A 22340-nucleotide genomic window follows, 5' to 3' on the forward strand; every position below is an offset into this window, starting at 1 on the left:
TTTTATCCACTATTTTACTTGCCACTCTCTTATATTCCATAAAAATCCAGCCCCATGGTGACCTAAAATTTGCGTCTTTATGCCTGAAATTTTATTGTTAAAAACGAGCGGATAGTCAAGATAGGCTATAAAAATGTAAGGTGGATTTTCAAAAAGCGCTTTTAGAAATTCTTTGTAGTATTTTTTCCTAAGCTCCACGTCCTTTGTATATCTTGCGTTTTTTAGGGCAAGATCGACGTTTGCATCCTTGTAGTGGCTAAAATTCCAGCCATTTTCATTGACACCGATGTCGGCAAATCCGCCAAAAATTCTATATGTGTGAAAGTCTGGATCAAATGGACTTCCCCAGCCGATGATAAAGCTATCAACCTCGCTTATACTAAAGGCTGTTCTTGGCTTTGCGTAGGCTTTGGCTCTCACGCCAAATTTATTTAGCTCACTGCTTAAAATTTTGGCTAGATTGACCCTTAAGATGTCGTTATTAAAGGCATAGATATCAAAGCCAAGCTCCTTGCCGTCCTTTTCAAAAAAGCCAGCCTTATTTTTCTTAAAGCCGCTCTTTTCAAGCAGCTCCCTAGCCTTTTGCGGATCGTAGCTAAATTTAAACTCACCGTCATTTGCAAAGCTTTTTTCTATCGGATTATTCGCTACGCTCGCATATCCGTGAAATAAATTTTTAACTATCTCATCTTTATTTACCGCGTAGTTTAGGGCGATTCTTACATTTTTATCTTGAAAAAGAGGATCATTAAAGTTAAACATCAAAGCTCTATAGTCCGCACTTTTAAACTTAAGTAGGCTAAGCTTTTTATCATCTTTTATGAAATTTACACCAGTTGGAGAGATGAGTGCGACGTCGATCTCACCACTTTTAAGCCCAACGAGCCTTAAATTTTCATCACCAACAATTTTAAAAAATACCCTTTTTATCTTTGGCTCACCCTTGTAAAATTTCTCATTTGCCACAAATTCCAGGCTCTCATCTTTTTTCCATTTTACTAGCTTGTATGCGCCAGTTCCTACTGGAGCCTCGTTAAATTTATCGGTTGAGATATCTTTGCCTTTTAAAATGTGCTCAGGCAAAACGCCAAAGCTAAGCGCGTCAAGAAATGGCGGAAACGGCTCATTAAGCGTAATCTTTACTTTATAATCCCCTAAAATTTCAACGCTTTTTACGACTTCATAATTTGAGATAGCAGGCGCGTTTAGCTTCTTATCTTGAGCCGCTTCGATGGTAAATTTAACATCTTTTGCGCTAAATTTTACCCCATCATGCCAAAAGGCATCATCTCTTAGCTCAAAAACATACTCCAGCCCGTCATCGCTCACCTGCCAAGACTTCGCAAGCTCTGGCACGACGTTGCTATTTTCATCGTGGCTAGTAAGGCCTGAAAAAACAAGTGAAAGAGTAGGATCGTGATCCTCGTCATAAAGTGGATTTATACGAGGTGTTTGCTCCTCGATAGCGACTACAACAGCATTTTCTTTTGCATAAGAAAGAGTGCCAAACAACAAAAAAAAGACAAGCAAAATTTTCTTCATCACAATCCCCTTTGTTTAAAAATATTTCTGCATAGTAATACGAATCGTATAAAAGTGTTATTAAGCTAAATGTAAATTTATAGTATAGAAGTTTTAAATTTCTAACTATCTTTTAACCTTTTTTGAAGTAAAATCTCTCCCTATTTTAGATAACAACAAGGCAAATTTTATAATGAATAAAAATAAAAAAACAGCACTTATTTCAGCCATCTGCGTAGTTTCACTTTTGCTTATTTACACGCTTCTTGGATTTTTTGGAGTACCTTATGGTATTAAAAATATCGCTCCAAAATATCTAAAAGACTACAATGCAACACTTTTTGTGGCAGACGCTAAATTTAATCCTTTTACCTTCGAGCTAAATGCGACAAATGCTGAGCTAAACACTACTTCGCCACTTTTTAGCACAAAGCAAATCGACATCAAGCTAAAGCCATTTTCTATCTTTAAAAAATTAGTTGAAGTTGATATTTTTAGGCTTCAAGAGCCAAATGTCAAAATTTTACGAGATAAAAATTCAAAATTTAACTTTAGCAATTTTGTAAGAGATGATAACGCAACTACCGAAGATAACAGCACTAGCTCTATAAATTTTGCCCTAAATAACGCAAAAATAATCAAAGGCTCATTTTCATATAGCGATCAAAATCTCACAAATCCATTTAACGTAAATTTTGACGATATAAACTACGAGCTAAGCTCGCTAAATACGAAGAAAAATAGTGCAGGCAGCCATATCTTTGACTCAAATTCGACTCTAGCTCACAAGATCGATCTAAATGGCGATATCAAGCTAAATCCCCTAAAAATCGAGGGCAATATCAGCATAAAGGATTTTAGTATCGATCCAGTCGCGATTAGCTTTATCGATAAAGACACACTAAATCTTAAAAATGCGGTCATAAATTTAGGAATAAATTACGCTTTAATTGCCGACGAGAACGCTACAAATATAAATTTAAAAGACAGCTTTTTAAATGTAAAATCGCTAAGCATAGATGAGGGCAAAAACGAACTAAGCCTTGGTGAGCTAGAGCTTCCAAAATTTGATCTATTGAGTAAAATAGCAGACAAGATAGATGCTAAATTAGAGCTAAATGCCATAAATTTAAGCGATGTGTCATTTAAAAATGCAATAACAGCAAGCTTAAAATCACTAAATTTAAACGATATTTTGCTTTTAGCAAATTTAAATGAAAAAGGTGAGCTAAATGCGACAGCTACGCTAAATAGCATAAATGCAAATACCCTAAAAATAGATGAAACCAGTAAAAATTTAGTAAATCTAAAAGATATAAATGCCTCAAATTTAAATGCAAATTTAGCAAATAACAAAACAGCTCTAACGCTTGAAAAAATAGCGTTTGAAGGTATCAATGCCCCGCTTAGTAAAAATGCGAATGCAAATGTGGCAGGGACTAAAATCTCAAACATTAGCTTCACTCAAGATACCAATAAAAGCCTTGCAACTCTTGATGAGCTTAGTATAAATGGCATAAATTTAAAGGCAAAAAATAAAGAAATTTTAGATATCGCTGATGTGCTGACAAAAACGATCAAATTTGATATTTTAAATATGGCTTTGAATGCCGAGAATATCGATATAAATAGACCAAAATTTAACTCGGAGTTAAATGACGGTGGCTTAAGTGCGATAAACCAGCTTGGACTTGGTGAGCATGGGCCAGTAAAAACAGCCAATCATCGCACTAAAACCAAAAAGGAGAATACATCAGCTTCAAAAAGCAAAGAGAGTGAGTTTAAATTTGATATAAAAAATATCAATGTAAATAACGCCAATATCGCTTTGACACACCTTTTTGAGAGCGAGAAGATCACTCATAAATTTGATAATTTATTTGTAAAAATAGCAAATTTAAGTAGCAATTTTAGTAAACCATTTGACGCAAAAGTGGATATGAAAAGCTCGCAAAAGCTAAATTTAGATCTAACCTCAAAGATCAAACTTGAACCAATTAATATAACTGCTAAAATCAAACTTGAAGATAAAAATTTGCCAAAATATTTTGCCTACGCAAAGCCATTTTTAGAGGCAGATCTTTCAAGTGGAGAGATGAGCGCAAACGCCGAACTTCACTATGCAAAAGATATAAAAGCAGATGCAAAGCTTAGCGTAAAAGATATTAGATTAGATGATAAAAATAAAGAAAAGCTAATCGCGTTTAAAAGTTTAGATGTAGATAAAATTTCACTTTTTAAAAATAATCTTGAAATTACTGGAGTTGCTTTAAATTCGCCATTTATCAAGGCTCATCTAAGTAAAGAGCGCGAATTTAATCTAAGCAAAATTGTAAAAGAAGATAAAAATAAAGTCCAAAATGAGCAAAAAACTGAGAGCAAAAAGGCAGCTAGTAAAAAAGATGACGAGCTAAATTTTAGTATTAAAAATTTCTCACTTAACAACGGCGAGGTTGATTTTTCAGATGCGTCACTATTTATGCCATTTGCTACAAAAATTTCAAATCTAAATGGCAAGCTAACTGACATCGATAAAAAACGTCCAAGTTCTGGCGAGTTTAAAGGCACAGTTGGTAAAAACGGTTTTTCTCAGATTACAGCAAAATTATTTCCTTTTGAGTTAAAGCAAAATACCGACATTAAGCTTGATTTTAAAGACATCGATCTAATCGATATAACACCATATAGCGGGCAATTTTTGGGTTATAAAATAAAAAAAGGTAAGTTAAATTTAAATCTAAATTATAGTGTTGTTGATTCAAAACTAAATGGTTCAAATCTTATAAATTTTGACACACTCACACTTGGAGAAAAGGTTGATTCAAAAGATGCTGTAAATTTACCACTTTCGCTTGCTATATCGATATTAAGTGATCAAAATAATCAAATAAATATCGACCTTCCAGTTGAAGGAAATTTAGACGATCCTGACTTTAAATATGGCGGTGTCATTTGGGCTGCTGTTAAAAAACTCTTTGCAGACATTACATTAGCTCCGTTTAGATTTTTAGGTAATGCTCTAGGGCTTGGCAGCAAGGATCTAAGCTCTATTGATTTTCTTGCTGGAAGTAGCGAGCTAATAAGCTCAGAAGCACCAAAAATAGCTGATTTTATAAAATTAACCAGTGCAAAGCCTATGATGAAACTTAGCATCACGCCTACTTACTCTGAAATAGATGTGCTCTACTTTAAAGAAAAAAAGCTTGATCAAAAGATAAATCAAATAATCGCCTCAAGCGGCAAAGATTATATTACCGTGCTAAATTCTCTCGTTCCAAACACTAAAGATAAAAGCGATAAAGCCTTAAGAGAAGAGGCAATAAAAGCTATCGAAGTGGATAAGGAAAAGCTAGTTGAGCTAGCAAATGAGCGTGCAAATGCAGTAAAAGAAGCACTCATAAAGGCTGGGCTTGAGACTGGTCGCATAAATGTAAATGATGCAACAAGCTCAGAGCCTAAGCAAAACACCTACACAAGCGTGATTATGGGAGTGGCGAACTAAATTTCATTTATCTCGCTGCTTCTTGCGTTGTAAACAAACCAGCTAAGAAGCATGAGCATCATAAATGCACCAAAGACTAGGCTTGCGTAAAAATATAAGCTAAAGCCTTCGCCTAGTAAATTTGCATTGTGAAGAGCGATCATAACGCCAGCAAGTGAAATTAAATAGCCAATTAGCTTAATGATAAAAATTTTTGGATTTACAAGGATGAGTAAAAGCCCGCAAAGCATGACACCAAGGGCTATTTGTAAATTTAAAATATCAGCTTGAGCACTTGAGCCAAATGTCAAAAAACCAAGCAAAAATATGACTAAAAACATCAAAACAGCATAAACTGCCCTGCTTCGTCCAAAGCTATACATAAAGCAAACAAAGCCTTTGTTATGTTTGTTGTAGTCCATTTTTCGCTCCTATGTAACAAGTTTTTGTATTTTAATGCCAAATTCTTAAATAAAGGCTTTAATCTGAAATTTCACTCATTTTGGCTAATATTTTATATCTTAAAAAAGGAGTAAAAATGCCTTATGTTAATATCAAAATAGCAGGCCCAGAGCCGACAAAAGAGCAAAAAGATCAAGTTTTTAAAGAGGTGACTGAGACGCTTGTAAGAGTACTTGGCAAGAAAAAAGAGGCGGTGATGATTTTCATAGAAACTCACGATGCTAGCAACATCGGCGTAGGCGGCGAGAGCGTAGAAGATAAGAGAAAGGGGATAAAATGAGTGAATTTAGCAAAGCAGATATTGAACGAAAAATAACGCTTGAAGTTGGTGATAAAGCACCAGAGTTTGAAGCGCTAAATCAAGACGGCGTAAAGGTCGCACTAAAGGACTTTGTGGGTAAAAATGTGGTGCTTTACTTCTATCCAAAAGATAACACTCCAGGCTGCACAACTGAGGCTTGCGAATTTAGCGCAAACTACAATCAGTTTATCAAAAATGACACAGTTATAATCGGCGTTAGCCCAGATAGTGTGAAGTCTCATGTTGGCTTTATCGCAAAGCAAAATTTAAAGCACATTCTATTAAGTGATGAGGATAAAGAAATTTCAAAGCTTTATGGCGTTTGGCAAGTCAAGAAAAACTATGGCAAAGAGTATCTTGGCATCGTTAGAAGCACCTTTGTGATCGGCAAAGACGGCAAGATAGTTAAAATTTATAAAAGCGTAAAAGCCAAAGATCACGCCGCAAAAGTACTAGCTGATCTAGCAAAATAAGGAGCAAAGATGAAGCTTATAAAAATGCTAATTTTAAGTACGTTTTTTGCGCTAAATTTATCAGCACTGACTGAAGGCGTGGAGTATCAAACTTTAGCAAAGCCGCTTAATGTGCCTAAAAACTCGGTCGTTAAGGTCTTTAGCTATGACTGCCCGCACTGCTATAAATTTGACCGGACTATTACAAAAAAGCTGATGTCAAAGCTTGAAGATGTGAAATTTATCCCATATCATCTAAGCACAAAAGGCAAACTTGGCGAGACCGCGAGTAAAATTTTTGCCGCTCTTATATCGATAGATGAGGCAAATGGCACTGATCTACTAAGCGATGAGTCAAAATTTAAGCAAGCAAAATTTGCGATCTATAAAGCAAGACATGATGAAAAAGATGATTTTAGTGATGGTAAAGACAAAGAGAAATTTATAAATTTAGCCCTTAAAGCAGCTCACGTGAGCAAGGACGACTACGAAAAAGCACTAAATAGCGAAAGAGCAAAAGAGCTTTTAGACGCATGGTTCGCCTCTTATGATGTGGCAAGTATCAGCGGTGTGCCAGCTTTTGTAGTAAGCGGCAAATACTTAATAAACTTAAGCGCAGCTTCATCAATCGATGAGATGGCAAAGATCATACAAGAGCTTTTAGATAAGTAGTTTTGGCGGGTAATATCTGCAAATTTTGGTCTTAGAAATGTAAATTTAAAGCAATTTTAGATAAACTCAGACCAAAATTTCTAAGAAAAAAGAAAGGTTTAACAATGAATGCTTCAGAATTTATCTGGATGGATGGAAAATTAGTTAAATGGGACGATGCAAAAGTACACGTTCTAACTCACTCTTTGCACTACGCTAATGCCGTATTTGAGGGCACAAGAGCTTATAAAACAAAAAAAGGTCTAGCTATTTTTAGACTCCAAGATCACACAAAAAGGCTTTTAAGATCAGCAAAAATGACCGTTTTAAATGTACCTTACACTGAGGAAGAGCTTGAAAAAGCGCAAATAGAGCTTCTTCGCGCAAACAAATATGACGGCAATGTTTATATCCGCCCACTTATATTTTTAGGATACGGCGTAATGGGCGTAGCTCACACAAAAGCACCAGTGCAAACCGCTATCGCCTCATGGGAATGGGGTGCTTATCTTGGCGATGAAGGCCTAGAAAAAGGTATCAGAGTTAAAATTTCAAGCTTTGCCAAACTTGCACCTGCTGCCCAAATGAATAGAGCAAAAGCTAGCTCAAACTACCTAAGCTCACAAATGGCAAACTACGAGGCAAAAGAGGCTGGATACGACGAGGCGCTACTTCTTGATAGCGAAGGCTTTGTGGCTGAGGGTCCAGGCGAGTGCTTCTTTATCGTTGAAAATGGCGTTTTAATCACTCCGCCAAACGACAACAGCCTACTTAGTATCACTCAAGATACAGTCATAAGACTTGCTCACGATCTTGACATCGAAGTAAGAAGAGAGCGCATCACAAGAGATCAGGCTTACACAGCTGACGAGGCATTTTTCACAGGAACAGCAGCTGAAGTAACACCGATAAATAGCATAGATAACCGCATTATCGGCAATGGAGCCAGAGGAGAAGTGACAAAGAGACTACAAAAAGCTTATTTTGACGTAGTTTATGGACTAAATAAAAAATATGAATCATTTTTAACATATATTTAAAAATTTAAAGGAACGAAATGCCCGCTGATTTAAACGATTATTTCAATAAAAAAAAGCCAGGTAATGACAACAGAGGCTCTAGTCAAAATAGCGACAAAGAGCCGCCTTTCAAAAAGGACTTTAAAATGCCAAATCTACCAAGTGGTTTTGGTAAATTTGGAGCACTTGCCTACATTGTAATTGCAATTATTGCTATTTTTGCTATTACTCAGCCATTTAAAGTGATTCACTCAGGCGAAGTTGGCATAAAGTCTACAGCAGGTAAATACGAGCCAAATCCTTTGCAACCAGGCTTTCACTTCTTTTTACCTTTTATCCAAGATATCATCATCGTGGACACCAGAGTTAGGATCATAAACTATACTTCTGGCGAGGATATGGGCGAATCAATGCAAAAATCATATCAAGGCGTTGGCGCTGGAATTTTACGTAAAAATTCTATTTCAGTGCTTGATGCTAGAAATTTGCCAGTTAGCATTGATATTACTGTGCAATACCGTTTAAATCCAGAAAATGCCCCTCAAACTATTGCCTCTTGGGGTCTTAGCTGGGAGAGCAAGATAGTTGATCCTGTCGTTCGTGACGTAGTTCGCAGTATCGCTGGTAAATATACAGCAGAGGAGCTTCCAACAAAGAGAAACGATCTAGCAAGACAAATCGATGATGGCATAAGAAAAGACATCGACTCTCAGCCAAATAAGCCAGTTGAGCTTTTAACAGTGCAACTTCGTGAGATCATCTTGCCTTCAAAGGTAAAAGAGCAGATCGAGCGCGTCCAAATCGCTAAACAAGAGGCTGAGAGAACAAAATACGAAGTAGAAAGAGCAAATCAAGAAGCCTTAAAGCAAGCCGCACTTGCTGAAGGTACCGCTAAAGCTGCAATCATTGAAGCAAAAGGTAAGGCTGATGCCATTAAAATCGAGGCTGACGCAACTGCGTATGCAAATAAAGAGGTTGCAAAAAGTGTCGATCAAAATTTACTAAATTTAAAGCAGATCGAGACGCAAAACAAATTTAACGAGGCTCTAAAAGAAAACAAAGATGCTAAAATTTTCTTAACACCTGGTGGGGCTGTGCCAAATATCTGGCTAGATGCAAAAGATAAAGCAAGAGCTAGCTCAGTAAGCGAGAGATAAAAATGAATAGCGTAACAAAAAGTATAGACTGGCAAAAGGTTGGTGGATTGCTTCCAGTAGTGGTTTGCGACCATGCCACAAATGAAGTTTTAATGCTTGCTTACATGAACGAAGAAGCATTAAATTTAAGTCTATCTAGCCGTTACGCTCACTACTTTTCACGCACCAAAAATAGAATTTGGAAAAAAGGTGAAGAAAGTGGCAACACTCAGGAGATAAAGGCTGCTTTTTTAGACTGCGATAACGATACTTTGCTTTTAAAAGTGATTCAAAACGGAGGCGCTGCTTGTCACACTGGAGCAAGGTCATGCTTTTTTAATGAAATAAATTTGCATGATGGCAAAATTTTAGATACAAAAACTGAAGTCAAAAAAATAAATTATGGTGTGCTTGATGAGCTTTACCATGTGATAGAAGATAGGAAGCTAAATGCTAACCCTGAGACTTCTTATGTGGCAAGTCTTTTTAAAAAAGGCGAAAATCAAATTTTAAAGAAAGTTGGCGAAGAGGCTGGCGAATTTATAATGGCTGCAAAGGATCTTAGTTTCGCAGAAAACTCAAAGCAAAATGAGCAAAAAGCAAAAAATGATCTGATCTACGAAGCAGCCGATCTTTGCTTTCATGCACTTGTAGCACTTTCGGCCCATAATATCCATCCAGATGCTGTAAAAAACGAACTTGCAAGGCGTTTTGGCATAAGCGGCATTGAAGAGAAAAGATCGCGAGATGTTAAATAGCATTAAGCACAACTTGCTTTTTGTATTGCAAAATGCAAAGCTCATTGATTTTTTAACCTATGGCTGGATATTTTTAGCATTTATACTAATTGTACTTTTAGGAATTTTTATCGCGATAAAGTCGTGGTGGCAGATAGGATTTTTATTTATTCTAGCTGCTTTTTGCGGACTTTTTGTAGGTAATTACTACGCGAACAAATATATAAATGAAAATTTAAGGCCAGTTAGCATAAGTAAAATAACCACCAAGCAGCTTCAATATGTCGATGCGTTAATGGTTGATTTTAATATTACAAATAATTCAAATAATGCACTTAGTATCTGTAAAATCGAGCTTGACTTCTATCTAAGCTCGAGACAAAATACGAAAGATTTTTTTAACTCGCTTAATCCATTTGCTAGAAAAAGAATCATCTTAAACGAGGAATTTTTGCCAAAACAAAGCATTGAAGTTAAAGAATTTGTCAATGATTTCGCATTTATAGACTACAATATCTCTAAAAAAGTGGAGTGTTTTTGATGAGCTCAGCATATTTTACGATCGTTCATATTATCGTTCTTTTTGCGATTGCTCTACTTTCTATTTTGTTTCTTGTTCTTTCACTTAGAGCTGAGCGAAAGTTATTTTTATCACTATTTTTTACAAACATTTTGGTCTCAACTACACTTGCTGTTTTTTTGATGCTGGTACTTGATAAATATACAAAAAAAGGCATGCTCGAAAATGTAAAAAGTGAGCGAATTTTGCGAAACGAGAGTATCGTTTTTAAGGGGCAAGTGAGAAACATCGGTAAATTTACAATTAGCAACTGCACGCTTACAGTCAAACTAATCAACCAACCGCTAAATAAAAATGACCTTGGTGGTGAAGCATTTTTTAAGCCAAGTGGGCTTTCATTTTTCTCATGGGTTCTTGGCACAGATAAGGACGAGAGGCCAAATACAGTTGAATATAAATTTGATGTAGCCAAAAATTTACCAAAGCAAAAAAGCACACCATTTACCGTATATATGCCATATCCGCCTTACTTTAAAAACGGCATGAATATCACAAAACTAAATTGCTACTAAGTCAAATTTAAAGCAAATTTTTACAAATTTCATAGGATAAAGCGCTAAGTCTTAGTTTGATTTTAGGGTAAATTTTATCTTTTTAGCATCTGCAATAAACACGAATTTTTAAATTAAAGATTTAAAAAGTACAAAGTATGTCAAGTAGCCTGCCCAATTTTTGTAGGTCATTTAAGAAAAGTTGCTTTGTTTTTCGTGTAAATTCTTTTGCTTCCTCTAGGATTTTAGTCTCGGCTATATTGTAAGCAAACTCCTTTTTTAGGATCTTTGCACCTTTTTTATAAAAGAAATTTGCTTCTATAATGCTTGCAAAAAAACTATCATCTCTTAAATAGTAGTTTGTTGCTACATTTACATGCACTGGCTTTTGTAACAAAAAATCACCGCAAACACTATTTTTTGAGCTAAATTTAACACTCTCAAGCACATCAGGCCTTATCTCATAAAATTTTATCTCATTAGCTTTTTTTAAAGCCAGAATATCACTTGATTTATTTAAATTTATAGAGCTATTATTTACCTCAAGTACGTTTATGGTGCCCTTTGCAAGCGAATAAGCATTTAAAATTTTATCTTCTGCTAAAAAATTTACTACACCAAAAAATGGCACACTAGCATTTTGTTCTACAAAATTTTGAACAGTTTTTATTTGTAGCTGCTGTTTTGTGCCATTTATCTCATAATAGCTTACGTAAATAGAAATTTCATCTTTTTTGCTTGGATTCTTTTGTGAACAACCGCTAAAAAATAGCGCAACAAGCAAAAAAATGGCTAAATTTTTCACTTTATGAAATAGTCACCATCAAAGCTCACAAGCGAATATTTTCGCTCATTGCCGATACTTTCTTTAAGTTCGTCTATGCTTAAAAATTCTAAGCTATCTGCACCGATATATTCTCTTACTTCTTCTGCACTTTTTTTAGAGCTTATTAACTCTTCAAAACTTGGTGTATCAATACCATATCGCTCAGGGTATTTAAGCTCAGGACAAGCGACTCTAAAATGAATCTCTTTAGCACCCGCATGTCTTAAAAGATCAACCACCTTTTTTGAAGTAGTACCGCGAACGATACTATCGTCGATAACAACGATACTTTTACCTTTTAGAACCGATGACATCGGGTTAAGTTTTAGCTTGACTTTTAAATTTCTCATCTCTTGGCTTGGCTCGATGAAGGTTCTACCCACATAGTGGTTTCTGGTGATAGCTAGCTCAAAAGGGATCTTGCTCTCGTTTGCATATCCGAGCGCTGCTGGTACTCCGCTATCTGGTACAGGTACGACAAAATCAGCTTTAATTTTGCTCTTCTTAGCTAGTACTTCACCCATTTTTTTTCTAACTTCATAGACACTTTTACCTTCTATCACGCTATCTGGGCGAGCAAAATAGATATATTCAAATGCACATATTCTAGGATCTGGCTCATAAATTTGAATGCTTTGAAACTCACTTTTTCCATGTTCAAAAACTATCATCTCACCAGGCCTAATATCTCTTATAAAGCTAGCCCCCACAAGATCAAAAGCGCAAGTCTCGCTAGCTACGATATATCCACCATCTTTTAGCTTGCCAAGGCTTAGTGGCCTAACGCCCCAGCGATCCCTAATAGCAAAGGTTTTATGACGTGACTGGATAAGCAGACAATAAGCACCTTTTATCTTATCAAGTGCTGCAACAATACGGTCCTGCAAGTGTTCGCTATGGTTTCTTGCGATTAGATGGATGATATTTTCAGTATCCATATTTGTCTGAAATATCGCACCATCCTTAATAAGCTCATCTCTAACCTCATCTTTATTTACCAAATTTCCATTATGGACTATCGAAATCTGCCCCAAAGAGTAGTTAGCGGCTATTGGCTGGGCATCACGACCGGAGTTTCTACCAGCCGTTGCATAGCGGTTGTGACCGATCGCCATATCACCTTTTAGTGATCTTAAAATTTCTTCATTAAAGACCTCTGTAACTAGGCCATTACCCTTGTGAGTAGAAATTTCTCCGTCATCACAAACGCTAATACCACTTGCCTCTTGGCCGCGATGCTGCATAGAAAATAACGCATAATAGGCAGTCTTTGCTGCATCTTTAGAATTTATAATACCAACTATTGCACACATTTTTTTCCTTTAGTTTTCATCATCTTTGTAAATTTCAAGAACATTTTTGTAGTTAAACTTGATCTCATCGCCAGCATTTAAACAGCCTTTTGTAAATGGTTCATTGTCTAAAATGCCGGTAAATTCGCCGTTATTTGTCTCGCTAACAACCACCCACATGCGCTCAACCTGAGCAAACTCATCATCTTCAAATCTAAATATAAGCTTTACTATATCGCCAGCTCTTAAATTTTGACGATTTTCGCACTCTGACAGGTAGAATTTATCGCCAAATTCTAGCTTGTAGTTTTCTACATCATCAAGACTAAATTTAATCATCAAGCCCCAAACTATCATCTACCGAGTATAGTCCACTATTTTGATCTTTTAGCCAGATAGCAGCTTTAATGGCACCCTTTGAAAAGGTCGCTCTACTAGTTGCCGTGTGATTTAGCTCGATAAACTCGCCGTCATTGTAAAAGCCAACCGTGTGACGACCGACCACGTCGCCGCCACGAAGTGCCATAACCGCGATATCGTCTTTACTTCTTGCGCCCACCATGCCAGCTCTGCCAGTTACTAAAACATCTTTTAAATTTAGATCCCTTGCCTCCGCCACACAGCCAGCTAAAGTCATCGCTGTGCCGCTTGGAGCGTCCTTTTTGTGCCTATGGTGTTGCTCTACTATCTCTATGTCAAATTCTCTTAATGTTTTTGAAGCAATCCTTGCAAGGCGGTTTAGTACAGCTACGCCTAAACTCATATTTGTTGCGTAAAGAATAGGCATAGTTCCAGATGCTAGGTGAAGTAAGTTTTTATCTTCGTTATCTAGGCCAGTTGTACCGATAACTAGTGGTTTTGGATTAGTTCTAGCATAGTTCAGCAGTGCCATGGTCGCCTCTTTTTGACTAAAGTCGATTATTACATCGCATGCTTCAAAAAATTTAGCAAAGTCATTTGTCAAAAGTTCGCTATTTAAATTTTCAACCTGATTTTTTTGGCTAAAAGCGATGCTTAAAGTGGCATCTTTTTCATCTTTTAAACAAGAAATGATACTTTGAGCCATCTTTCCACTAGCACCATAAAGGCCTATTTTTACCAAAATTTATCCTTTGATTTTTGGTTGAAATTTAACATAAAATTTATTATAGATAGATTACAAATAGGCTTTGAAAATGTATATAAAATCAAAATTTTAATAGAAAAAAGAAGAGAAATTTAGCCAAAAAATTTGGCTAAATTTTAGTATTAATGCAAGCTTTCTATGTAGCTCATAGCGCTAAGTGCAGCCACTGCGCCATCACCTGCAGCTACGATGACTTGCTTTGGAGCGTCCTCTCTTATGTCGCCCGCTACAAAGAGCCCTTTTAGGCTAGTTTGCATCTTAAGGTTTGTCTTAACCTGTCCACCATCAACCATCTCGCAGATAAATTTGCCATTTTCATCTTTTAAAATTTCGTTATTTACATTTAGTCCGACAAAGGTAAAAATTCCTGGCACATCAAGCACACGCTCACCATTTTTAGTATCAAGCACGATCTTTGTTAGACCCATCTTATCGCCAAGCGCCTCTTTTATCGTTGCGCTTGTTATAAACTCGATCTTTTCATTTTTTCTAGCTTTTTCAACGGTTGTTGGCGCCGCTCTAAACTCGTCACGCCTATGGATTAGATAGACTTTTGAGCAGATATTCGCTAGGTAAAGTGCCTCTTCAACAGCTGTATCACCACCACCAAGAACAGCCACTTCTTTGTTTTTATAAAAGAAGCCATCGCATGTTGCGCATGTGCTAACGCCTTTGCCAAAGAACTCGTCCTCACCTTTAAAGCCAGCGCGTCTTGGGGTTGAGCCAGTCGCTACGATGACAGCCTTTGCCTGCTCGCTTTTGCCACCTTCAAGTAAAATTTCAAAGATGCCGTCGCTGTTTTTTCTAACGCCAATGACATTTGCCCACTTGTGAACTAGTCCAAATGCGCTGCACTGCTTCCACCAAGTACTCATAAAGTCAAACCCACTCTCGCCAGGTGCTTTTTGGCCTGGGTAGTTTTCTATCTCTGAGCTAGAGGTGATCTGACCGCCAGGCTCGCCTTTTTCAAACATTACAACATTTTTTAATCCGCCTCTAGTGGCGTAAAGTCCGGCGCTTAGTCCTGCTGGACCGCCTCCGATGATCGCTAAATCAAGCATAAATTTCCTTTATTCTAAAACATTTATGGGTGAATTTTGTTTATAAATTTCGCCCCTTTGATGAACTATCTCAACACTACTTGGAAGCTTTGTAATGCTTAAATTTCGCATTAGCTCCAAGACAGTATTAATATCTGAGCTTATATATTTTAGTGTTGAGTTTGACTCATATCTTTTTTGAAAGATATCAATTGCCACAACTGTTTCGTTTTTGATTGGTAAAATTTCGTCTAATTTTGATTGATTTGAGCTAAAGATTAAAAGCGTGTATTTTGGCTCTTTTGGAGTAAAAATTTCGCTTTTTTCGTAGAAAACTAGCTTCGAAAAATCAACAAATTTATATTGTGAAAAACGATAGTTACTATACGCAAATGCAGTTGCTATCATAGCTGCACCAAAAAATGAACCAAATATATATGTAAGAGGAAGCAGACTTCCTCTTCTTTTTTCGCTCATTAAAGAAGCGAATTTAGTTTGTCAGTTAAGGCTTGTTTTGACTGTGCACCGACCATTTGTTCAACTAGCTCGCCATTTTTGAAAAATAGCAATGTTGGGATCGATCTGATGCCAAACTCAACTGCAAGATCTTGCACTTCATCAGTGTTTACCTTGCAAATTTTTGCTTTGCCGTCAAAGTCTTCAGCAAGCTCTTCAATCACTGGAGCTAGCATACGGCAAGGTCCGCACCATGGAGCCCAAAAGTCTACTAAAGCAACGCCTTCTTTTGTAACATCAAAATTTTCTTTTGTAAGTTCGATGTATTTTCCCATTTTTTCTCCTTATTTTTAAAATGTGGCAATTATACAAATTAAATTTAAATTTTATCTAAATAATAAATTTTATTATAAACTAATATTTTCTATCAGTTCTAAATTTTCATTTTTTATAACGAGTAAATCGACTTGGAAATCTCTATTTGGCTCATTTTTCATCATATAAAAATTTATAGTTTTTAAAATTTTTATATATTTTGTCTTATTTAATCGGTATTCTACTTCATATTCTCCGCTAGTTGCTTTTACCTCTATAAAGTGTAAAATTTTATCACTACTTAGTGCAATGATGTCGATCTCGCCAAATTTAGAGTGAAAATTTCTCTCTAAAATGACAAAACCAAGCTTTTGTAAAAAATCACACGCCCTATCTTCTGAGATTTTGCCAAAGAGATACTCTTTTAGTCCCAAGCTACTCCTCGATCCTCATCATAAATGGCTCTTCTTTTATATACTCTTGCTCTTTTAAAATTTCAATTGTCCTTCTTACATCAGCCTCAAGACTCGTATGTGTCGTAAAGAACAATACCGCAAATTCGCTCTCATCTTTTGGTTTTTGAAGTATGCTATCGATCGATAAGTTATTTTCGCTCATCAAATTTGTAATCTTTGCTAGCACACCCATTTTATCTTCGACTTTTAGCCTAAAGTAGTACTTCGTCTTTATCCTGTCGCTGTCAAGTAGCTCAAGCGTATTTAATTCAAAAGGTGCTTTATATCCAAGCATTGGTGACTTACTATCTCTTGCAATGTCGATAAGATCGCTGATCACCGCGCTTGCCGTTGCGTCGCCACCAGCTCCAGGACCATAGTACATCGTTTCGCCAACGACCTCGCCAACGACACTGATCGCATTTGTCACACCACTTGCCTTTGCTATCATTTTATTTTGTGGTACAAGCGCTGGATGTACGCGTAGCTCGATTTTACCCTCACTTTTTTTGGCAATTGCTAGAAGTTTTATTGAGTATTCGAAATCTTTTGCGAAAAATATATCTTCAGGTGTGATACCTTGTATTCCTTCGATCAAAATATCCTCTGGATCGCCGTGTACACCGTATGCGATGCTTGCCAGTATAAGAAGCTTATGAGCCGTATCAAAGCCACCCACATCAAAAGTAGGATCAGCCTCAGCGTATCCGAGCTCTTGCGCCTTTTTAAGTGCGTCTTTAAAATTTGAGCCCTCGTCCATCATCGAGGTTAGGATAAAGTTACTAGTTCCGTTTAGTATGCCATTTATACTAACGATGTGGTTTGCGCTTAAGCCTTCTCTTAAGGCTCTAATGATCGGTACGCCACCAGCCACGCTTGCTTCAAAGCCAAATGGCGTGTTTTTGGCTAAATTTTGCAAAGCATATCTGTGATAGGCCAGAAGTGCTTTGTTTGCGGTCACGACTGCTTTTTTTCGCTTTAAAATTTCACTCACAACCCTAAAAGGCTCTTCCACACCACCCATAAGCTCAACAAAAACATCGATATCATCGCGGTTTATAACGCTATTTATATCGTCAGTCAAAGGGATACCAGCATCTCTTTTTTTATTTAAATTTCTGACCACTCCAACGACTGGTACGATCTCCTCGCCACTTCTTGCTGCGATTAGCTTTTTATTTTTTAGTAAAATTTTAGCAACTGACTCGCCAACGGTTCCAACGCCCAATATCGCTACATTCATTCAAATTCTTTAAAATATTTTTTTATATTTCTTGCTGCTTGTCTTATTCTATTTTCATTTTCGATAAGAGCTAGACGCACATAGTCGTTTCCGCCCTCGCCAAAACCAATACCAGGACTAACTGCGACTGACGCCTTTGTAAGAAGCTGTTTTGAAAACTCAAGGCTGCCCAGATGGCTAACTTTTGGTGGAAGTTTCGCCCAGATAAACATACTAGAGCTTGGCTTTTTAAGCTCCCAACCAGCCTGAGCAAAGGCCTCTATCATCACATCTCTTCTTTTTTCATAAATTTGGCGTATCTCTTCAACGCAGCTTTGATCGCCATCAAGTGCAACGGTAGCAGCCACCTGTATCGGCGTAAACATGCCATAATCAACCCATGATTTTATCTTTTTAAGTGCTGCACAAAGTCTTTTATTTCCGCACATAAAGCCAACTCTCCAGCCAGCCATATTGTAGCTTTTTGAAAGTGTATAGCACTCGACTGCAACGTCTTTTGCACCATCGACCTCAAAGATACTTGGCGTTTTGTAGCCATCAAATGTAAGATCAGCGTAGGCGATGTCAGATATGACGTAAAATCTCTCTTGTTTTGCGATGCTTACAAGGCGCTCGTAAAAGCTCTTTTGCACAGTCACAGTCGTTGGATTGTGCGGGAAATTTACGACTACGTATTTTGGCTTTGGCGAGCTTGCATGTATCGTCTGGATTAAATTTTCAAAAAATTTATTCTCATCTAACTCAAATTTATCATTATAGTGAAGTGGCATCTTTGCGACACTTCCTCCAGCAAATAAAAACGCTTGTGTGTGTATCGGATAAGCAGGATCAGGCACGATAGCCACATCGCCTGGGTTTATCACGGCTTGAGCTAGGTGAACAAAGCCCTCTTTGCTACCCATCGTAGCGACTGCTTCGGTATCTGGGTCTAAATTTACGCCGTATTTTCTTTTGTACCAGTTGCAAATGGCAAGGCGGAGCTTGTAAATTCCAGCACTGGCTGAGTAGCCGTGAGTCTTGTCCTTTTGCGCGCTTTCGCATAGTTTATCGACGATGTGCTGTGGTGTTCTGCCCTCAGGATTACCCATAGAAAAGTCGATGATGTCCTCGCCAGCTCTTCGTGCAGCCATTTTTATTGCATTTACTTCGGCAAAAACGTAGTTTGGCAAACGCTCAATCGTATTAAATCTTATCTCATCAAACACTGCTTACTCCTATTTTATAAGCTTGATAATTATCTCATTTTTTATATTATTTATATCAACATTGTCTCTAATTAATGCGTATTTTGCACCTATTACTAAATTTATAGAAACGGTAGTTTTTGTTTGCTCCTCTTTTATAGAGTCAATCTGATTTAAATTTTTATCATAAATCCTAACAAGTGGCATCCATCTATTTGACTCTTTTGACGCGATATCCAGACTACTTGCACCCTCAACATCAACAAAATAAGTACCACCGCTTTTTAAAAGTGGTGTCTCTTCGTCAAAATTTACCTTTGCAGCCTTAAGAATCATATTCTGAGCATCTAAAAATATTTCTAAATTCCCATCAACTCTATCAAATCCTAAAATTTTAAAACCGCTTTGACTAAGTGCTAAGCTTAATAAACTTGGATCTATTCCACCATTTTTTATGGCCGAAATTCCATAAGAAATTTGATCTCCATTTTTTAAGGAATTTATCCTTGAGATACTTATGTTGGCATCATCCAGAGTTGAATTTATTGATTTTACAAATAATGCAGAAGGAACCTTTTGCTCGCTTATAAATTTTAAATTCAAACTATTTGAACCAAATGAAATGCTATCGTAACTTGAGCTTTGTTTTAATCTTAATACTAGCTCATTGACATTGAGTGAGCCATTTTGGTCTAAATTTTCTAAAGAAATTTGCACATTTTCAACATTGCTTAAAGCACTTGCACTAGTTTGTAAGCTAAAAGCATAGGCAAATACACTAAAAGCGGTGAAAATCGCTATTTTTCTTACCAAGATTTGCCCTTGTTAAGTTCTACAAACTCATCATAGCTCACAAATTTCATCTCTCCATTTTCTACTAAAAATCTAGCTGGACGGCTTGGATTATATTTTGTCACCTTATCGCCGATCTTTAGCTCAATGTTGCCATTTCCACAAACTACGAGCTGTCTTTGGTCTAAATTTATATTTATGCTTTTACTTGTGTCGTTTGATACTTTTTGACCATTTTCAAGATTAATTATCCCTATCCAAACACGTTGTTTTGGTGTAATGACCGCCTCATTTAGTGGCTTTGTAATGTTTTGCTCTATCTTAGGAGCTGGCTGAGCTGCCATGCTTGGCTTTACAGCGTTTTGTTCCATGTTCGCAGGGCTTGTTGTCACATTTTGCTCAACTGGAGCTGAAATTTTTACGCTTGATATGTTTGCTTCTATTTTAGGGCTATTTTGAGAGATGGTGATATTTGTATCGATGATATTTTTCTTCACCTCATTTACTATGCTTGACTGCGAATAGCTCACGCTTTTATTCTCGTCATTTAAAAACGATAAAAAATTCTCGATATATTTGTAAGCATCAAAATGATATGCCCCACCAGCGATAATAGCTAAAATGATGAGCCAAAATAAAAATCCAACGCCGCCACTACCGCTTTGTCTTTGTATGGTAATATCTTTTGGAGTGTAAGAAGAAATTTTTGGAGTAACTTTAGTTTTGTGGCTCTCATCAGGAGTGTTTTCTTGCATAAAGACATCATATTCAGCTAGTAACTCGCTCAAATCAACATTATATTCACGTTGTAAAATTTTGGCATAACCTCTAATGTTTAAACGTGATAATTTTTCAAAATTTTTATCAAAAATATATTGTAAAAATGTAGGCTCAATATGCGTTTTACGTGAAATTTCCTTTATACCTATCTCTTTTAAATTCTCTAATTCATTCATCTATCATCCTGTCACAAATTATTGCAAAAGCTGCACTTACATTTAAGGAGTCCCAGCCCTCTTTTAACTTTATACCAATACACTCATCACACTTTACTAGAGCCTTTTGCGGTATGCCTTCGCCCTCTGAGCCCATCACCAAAGCTCTTTTACCGGCAAACTTCATCTCTTTTACGTTTTTTCCATTACTTGCTGTTGCATAAATTTTAAAACCAAATTGCTTTAGTTCATTTAGCAAACTAAGCCCGTCTTCAAAAATCGCTATTGGTATCTCATAAGCAGCACCACTACTTGATCTTAAAACACCTTGCATATTTATACTTTTTGCCACTATCACAAGACCCTCGCAGCCTAGAGCATAGGCACTTCTAGCGATAGCACCAATATTGCCAACATCGCTTATACCATAAAGAATAGCGATAAAATTTAGCTTTTTAAGCTCAGTAATGTCTGAAAATTCAAATTCACTAACATTCGCTAAAAAACCTTGATGGTTTCCACCACGAGCTAAAGACTGTGCTTTTTGATTATCCACACGAATAATTTTTTTGCCTGTGCCACAAATTTTAGAGAAAAGTTTTTTGTCACACTCTTTTGAGAGATATATCTCTTCTAATATCTGTGGTCGCTTGTTCAAAATATGTAAAAATAGTTGTTTTCCGTATATTATCATGGTAACTTATGGTAGCTAAAGTCAATTAAAATTTAACTTATTTTTGTATGTAACTAGAGTAAATTTTACACTTTCGTTTCAATGTCGCTTAGTAGTTTTATAGCCTATATTTTAAGCTTTCGTAAGCTCATCATATATCTTTTTTACATCTTCTCCAGTTATTTTGTTAAGCAATTTTGCTTTTACTTTTGGAGCAAGATCAAGCGAAAGTATCTCATCTTTTGTGATATTTTGAGTGGATGTTTTATCACTTTTTGAGATGACAACCGCCCATTCGCCGTTTAAATTTGCTTTTTCTAAAATTTGGACTAAATTTTTAGCACTATCTTTAAACTTACTCTCAAATTTTTTAGTGGCCTCTTTTATGGCAAAAATTTCTCTCTCAGGTTCTAGATTTGCGATGCTTTGTGCTAAGCCTAGTATGCGTTTTGGGCTTTCGTAAATAACGGCTGGATAGGCTAAATTTAGAGCATTTTGGATAGCCAAAGACCTATCTCTGCCAGTATTCGGCAAAAATCCTAAAAAGACAAATTCCTTATCACAAAGTCCACTTGCGACCACACTTAAAAGTACAGCATTTGCTCCGCTTAAAATTTCATATTCAATGTTATTTTTTTGAGCATATCTTACTAGGCTAACACCTGGATCGCTGATACCTGGCATACCAGCATCGCTCATGTAGGCTACATTTCTGCTAAAAAAATTATCACTTAAATTTGTGAAAAAGTCATCTTCGTTATGAGTATGAAGCGGGATAAAATTTGAGATATTTATATTTGCGTCAAAGCGTTCGTTTAGCAGATTTACAAGACTTTTGCAAACTCTTGTATCTTCGCAGATAGCTATCTCGCATTCACGCAAAATTTTGATCGCACGAAGCGAGATATCTTCTAAATTTCCTATTGGAGTAGGAACAAAGTAGAGCAAGGCTTATTTTTGAGCGTATTTTTTCTTAAATTTCTCAACACGGCCGGCACTGTCAACTATCTTTTCGCTGCCTGTAAAAAATGGGTGGCACTTGTCGCAAATGTCAATTCTGATCTCGCTTTTGTTTGACTTTGTTTTAAAAGTGTTTCCGCAAGCACAAGTTACAGTGCAATCTACGTATTCTGGATGGATATCTTTTTTCATCATTTTTTCCTTTATTATTT

Annotated in this window: 26 protein-coding genes; 9 read left to right on the forward strand and 17 right to left on the reverse strand. The window is 36.6% G+C overall.

All coding sequences use genetic code 11. From position 1 onward, the window contains the following. Window positions 1-9 precede the first annotated feature (9 nt). On the reverse strand, window positions 10-1542 hold the full coding sequence (locus ATCC51562_RS04425) for an ABC transporter substrate-binding protein (protein ID WP_021090959.1): 1533 nt from the start codon (window positions 1540-1542) through the stop codon (window positions 10-12). A 172-nt stretch (window positions 1543-1714) separates the two neighbouring features. Here ATCC51562_RS04425 and ATCC51562_RS04430 point away from each other — a divergent pair, with 172 nt between their 5' ends. Then, window positions 1715-5023: a DUF748 domain-containing protein gene (locus ATCC51562_RS04430; protein WP_021090994.1), complete on the forward strand. Its 3309-nt coding sequence runs from the start codon at window positions 1715-1717 to the stop codon at window positions 5021-5023. Here the strand turns inward: ATCC51562_RS04430 and ATCC51562_RS04435 are convergent. Continuing rightward, window positions 5020-5424 carry a hypothetical protein gene (locus ATCC51562_RS04435; RefSeq protein ID WP_021090899.1) on the reverse strand — a complete coding sequence of 135 codons (405 nt, stop codon included), beginning with the start codon at window positions 5422-5424 and terminating at the stop codon, window positions 5020-5022. The genes ATCC51562_RS04430 and ATCC51562_RS04435 overlap by 4 nt on opposite strands. Before the next feature lie 116 nt (window positions 5425-5540). Between ATCC51562_RS04435 and ATCC51562_RS04440 the strand changes: the two genes are divergently transcribed. From ATCC51562_RS04440 to ATCC51562_RS04475, 8 genes are all read left to right on the forward strand, one after another. Further along, entirely contained in the window at window positions 5541-5744 is a 204-nt protein-coding gene (locus tag ATCC51562_RS04440) for a tautomerase family protein (RefSeq protein ID WP_021090801.1), read from the forward strand. Further along, window positions 5741-6238: a thioredoxin-dependent thiol peroxidase gene (bcp, locus tag ATCC51562_RS04445; RefSeq protein WP_021090487.1), complete on the forward strand. Its 498-nt coding sequence runs from the start codon at window positions 5741-5743 to the stop codon at window positions 6236-6238. The genes ATCC51562_RS04440 and bcp overlap by 4 nt, the downstream gene beginning before the upstream one ends. Window positions 6239-6247: 9 nt before the next feature. Further along, entirely contained in the window at window positions 6248-6889 is a 642-nt protein-coding gene (locus tag ATCC51562_RS04450; protein WP_021090528.1) for a thiol:disulfide interchange protein DsbA/DsbL, read from the forward strand. 104 nt (window positions 6890-6993) lie between these two features. After that, on the forward strand, window positions 6994-7908 hold the full coding sequence (locus ATCC51562_RS04455) for a branched-chain amino acid transaminase (protein WP_021090882.1): 915 nt from the start codon (window positions 6994-6996) through the stop codon (window positions 7906-7908). 17 nt (window positions 7909-7925) lie between these two features. Continuing rightward, window positions 7926-9044 (forward strand): prohibitin family protein, encoded by a 1119-nt coding sequence (locus ATCC51562_RS04460; protein WP_021090685.1) that lies wholly within the window; start codon window positions 7926-7928, stop codon window positions 9042-9044. Window positions 9045-9046: 2 nt separating this feature from the next. Next, entirely contained in the window at window positions 9047-9781 is a 735-nt protein-coding gene (gene hisIE, locus ATCC51562_RS04465; RefSeq protein ID WP_021091053.1) for a bifunctional phosphoribosyl-AMP cyclohydrolase/phosphoribosyl-ATP diphosphatase HisIE, read from the forward strand. Further along, complete coding sequence (locus ATCC51562_RS04470; protein WP_021090573.1) at window positions 9771-10301, forward strand: DUF2393 family protein; 531 nt, start codon at window positions 9771-9773, stop codon at window positions 10299-10301. The genes hisIE and ATCC51562_RS04470 overlap by 11 nt, the downstream gene beginning before the upstream one ends. After that, entirely contained in the window at window positions 10301-10852 is a 552-nt protein-coding gene (locus ATCC51562_RS04475) for a DUF2393 family protein (RefSeq protein WP_021090969.1), read from the forward strand. The genes ATCC51562_RS04470 and ATCC51562_RS04475 overlap by 1 nt, the downstream gene beginning before the upstream one ends. A gap of 121 nt (window positions 10853-10973) precedes the next feature. Here the strand turns inward: ATCC51562_RS04475 and ATCC51562_RS04480 are convergent, their stop codons facing one another. From ATCC51562_RS04480 to rpmE, 15 genes are all read right to left on the reverse strand, one after another. Beyond that, a complete protein-coding gene (locus tag ATCC51562_RS04480; RefSeq protein ID WP_021090688.1) occupies window positions 10974-11636 on the reverse strand; it encodes a hypothetical protein in 663 nt (220 codons plus the stop codon). After that, complete coding sequence (gene purF, locus ATCC51562_RS04485; protein ID WP_021090921.1) at window positions 11633-12970, reverse strand: amidophosphoribosyltransferase; 1338 nt, start codon at window positions 12968-12970, stop codon at window positions 11633-11635. Before purF ends, ATCC51562_RS04480 begins: the two co-directional genes overlap by 4 nt. 9 nt (window positions 12971-12979) lie before the next feature. After that, window positions 12980-13288 (reverse strand): DUF2314 domain-containing protein, encoded by a 309-nt coding sequence (locus tag ATCC51562_RS04490; protein WP_021090536.1) that lies wholly within the window; start codon window positions 13286-13288, stop codon window positions 12980-12982. Beyond that, the gene (gene dapB / locus ATCC51562_RS04495; protein ID WP_021090754.1) at window positions 13281-14051 is read right to left on the reverse strand and encodes a 4-hydroxy-tetrahydrodipicolinate reductase; all 771 of its coding nucleotides are present in this window, start codon (window positions 14049-14051) and stop codon (window positions 13281-13283) included. The genes ATCC51562_RS04490 and dapB overlap by 8 nt, the downstream gene beginning before the upstream one ends. A 146-nt stretch (window positions 14052-14197) precedes the next feature. Further along, window positions 14198-15136 carry an NAD(P)/FAD-dependent oxidoreductase gene (locus ATCC51562_RS04500; protein ID WP_021090494.1) on the reverse strand — a complete coding sequence of 313 codons (939 nt, stop codon included), beginning with the start codon at window positions 15134-15136 and terminating at the stop codon, window positions 14198-14200. A 9-nt stretch (window positions 15137-15145) separates the two neighbouring features. Beyond that, complete coding sequence (locus ATCC51562_RS04505; RefSeq protein WP_021090824.1) at window positions 15146-15592, reverse strand: hypothetical protein; 447 nt, start codon at window positions 15590-15592, stop codon at window positions 15146-15148. Then, window positions 15592-15906: a thioredoxin gene (gene trxA / locus ATCC51562_RS04510; RefSeq protein WP_012001054.1), complete on the reverse strand. Its 315-nt coding sequence runs from the start codon at window positions 15904-15906 to the stop codon at window positions 15592-15594. Before trxA ends, ATCC51562_RS04505 begins: the two co-directional genes overlap by 1 nt. Before the next feature lie 72 nt (window positions 15907-15978). Next, complete coding sequence (locus ATCC51562_RS04515; protein WP_021090666.1) at window positions 15979-16320, reverse strand: YraN family protein; 342 nt, start codon at window positions 16318-16320, stop codon at window positions 15979-15981. A 1-nt stretch (window position 16321) separates the two neighbouring features. Further along, window positions 16322-17584: a homoserine dehydrogenase gene (locus ATCC51562_RS04520; RefSeq protein ID WP_021091022.1), complete on the reverse strand. Its 1263-nt coding sequence runs from the start codon at window positions 17582-17584 to the stop codon at window positions 16322-16324. Next, on the reverse strand, window positions 17581-18789 hold the full coding sequence (locus ATCC51562_RS04525; RefSeq protein WP_021090531.1) for an LL-diaminopimelate aminotransferase: 1209 nt from the start codon (window positions 18787-18789) through the stop codon (window positions 17581-17583). The genes ATCC51562_RS04520 and ATCC51562_RS04525 overlap by 4 nt, the downstream gene beginning before the upstream one ends. A gap of 9 nt (window positions 18790-18798) precedes the next feature. After that, complete coding sequence (locus ATCC51562_RS04530; protein WP_021090718.1) at window positions 18799-19581, reverse strand: hypothetical protein; 783 nt, start codon at window positions 19579-19581, stop codon at window positions 18799-18801. Beyond that, entirely contained in the window at window positions 19575-20516 is a 942-nt protein-coding gene (locus ATCC51562_RS04535) for a membrane protein (RefSeq protein ID WP_021090762.1), read from the reverse strand. Before ATCC51562_RS04535 ends, ATCC51562_RS04530 begins: the two co-directional genes overlap by 7 nt. Next, complete coding sequence (rlmB, locus tag ATCC51562_RS04540) at window positions 20509-21189, reverse strand: 23S rRNA (guanosine(2251)-2'-O)-methyltransferase RlmB (RefSeq protein ID WP_035167290.1); 681 nt, start codon at window positions 21187-21189, stop codon at window positions 20509-20511. The genes ATCC51562_RS04535 and rlmB overlap by 8 nt, the downstream gene beginning before the upstream one ends. Before the next feature lie 111 nt (window positions 21190-21300). After that, a complete protein-coding gene (rsmI, locus tag ATCC51562_RS04545) occupies window positions 21301-22116 on the reverse strand; it encodes a 16S rRNA (cytidine(1402)-2'-O)-methyltransferase (protein WP_021090935.1) in 816 nt (271 codons plus the stop codon). A gap of 3 nt (window positions 22117-22119) precedes the next feature. After that, window positions 22120-22320 carry a 50S ribosomal protein L31 gene (rpmE, locus tag ATCC51562_RS04550; RefSeq protein ID WP_002942443.1) on the reverse strand — a complete coding sequence of 67 codons (201 nt, stop codon included), beginning with the start codon at window positions 22318-22320 and terminating at the stop codon, window positions 22120-22122. Between the last annotated feature and the right edge of the window lie 20 nt (window positions 22321-22340).

It is taken from the genome of Campylobacter concisus ATCC 51562 (assembly GCF_000466745.1).
GTDB classification, from domain to species: Bacteria; Campylobacterota; Campylobacteria; order Campylobacterales; family Campylobacteraceae; genus Campylobacter_A; species Campylobacter_A concisus_B.

Coding starts and splice junctions, on each gene's coding strand:
- ATCC51562_RS04425 (WP_021090959.1), bottom strand. CDS start 1,542: ATGAAGAAAATTTTGCTTGTCTTTTTTTTGTTGTTTGGCACTCTTTCT.
- ATCC51562_RS04430 (WP_021090994.1), top strand. CDS start 1,715: ATGAATAAAAATAAAAAAACAGCACTTATTTCAGCCATCTGCGTAGTT.
- ATCC51562_RS04435 (WP_021090899.1), bottom strand. CDS start 5,424: ATGGACTACAACAAACATAACAAAGGCTTTGTTTGCTTTATGTATAGC.
- ATCC51562_RS04440 (WP_021090801.1), top strand. CDS start 5,541: ATGCCTTATGTTAATATCAAAATAGCAGGCCCAGAGCCGACAAAAGAG.
- bcp (WP_021090487.1), top strand. CDS start 5,741: ATGAGTGAATTTAGCAAAGCAGATATTGAACGAAAAATAACGCTTGAA.
- ATCC51562_RS04450 (WP_021090528.1), top strand. CDS start 6,248: ATGAAGCTTATAAAAATGCTAATTTTAAGTACGTTTTTTGCGCTAAAT.
- ATCC51562_RS04455 (WP_021090882.1), top strand. CDS start 6,994: ATGAATGCTTCAGAATTTATCTGGATGGATGGAAAATTAGTTAAATGG.
- ATCC51562_RS04460 (WP_021090685.1), top strand. CDS start 7,926: ATGCCCGCTGATTTAAACGATTATTTCAATAAAAAAAAGCCAGGTAAT.
- hisIE (WP_021091053.1), top strand. CDS start 9,047: ATGAATAGCGTAACAAAAAGTATAGACTGGCAAAAGGTTGGTGGATTG.
- ATCC51562_RS04470 (WP_021090573.1), top strand. CDS start 9,771: ATGTTAAATAGCATTAAGCACAACTTGCTTTTTGTATTGCAAAATGCA.
- ATCC51562_RS04475 (WP_021090969.1), top strand. CDS start 10,301: ATGAGCTCAGCATATTTTACGATCGTTCATATTATCGTTCTTTTTGCG.
- purF (WP_021090921.1), bottom strand. CDS start 12,970: ATGTGTGCAATAGTTGGTATTATAAATTCTAAAGATGCAGCAAAGACT.
- ATCC51562_RS04490 (WP_021090536.1), bottom strand. CDS start 13,288: ATGATTAAATTTAGTCTTGATGATGTAGAAAACTACAAGCTAGAATTT.
- ATCC51562_RS04500 (WP_021090494.1), bottom strand. CDS start 15,136: ATGCTTGATTTAGCGATCATCGGAGGCGGTCCAGCAGGACTAAGCGCC.
- ATCC51562_RS04505 (WP_021090824.1), bottom strand. CDS start 15,592: ATGAGCGAAAAAAGAAGAGGAAGTCTGCTTCCTCTTACATATATATTT.
- trxA (WP_012001054.1), bottom strand. CDS start 15,906: ATGGGAAAATACATCGAACTTACAAAAGAAAATTTTGATGTTACAAAA.
- ATCC51562_RS04520 (WP_021091022.1), bottom strand. CDS start 17,584: ATGAATGTAGCGATATTGGGCGTTGGAACCGTTGGCGAGTCAGTTGCT.
- ATCC51562_RS04535 (WP_021090762.1), bottom strand. CDS start 20,516: ATGAATGAATTAGAGAATTTAAAAGAGATAGGTATAAAGGAAATTTCA.
- rlmB (WP_035167290.1), bottom strand. CDS start 21,189: ATGATAATATACGGAAAACAACTATTTTTACATATTTTGAACAAGCGA.
- rpmE (WP_002942443.1), bottom strand. CDS start 22,320: ATGAAAAAAGATATCCATCCAGAATACGTAGATTGCACTGTAACTTGT.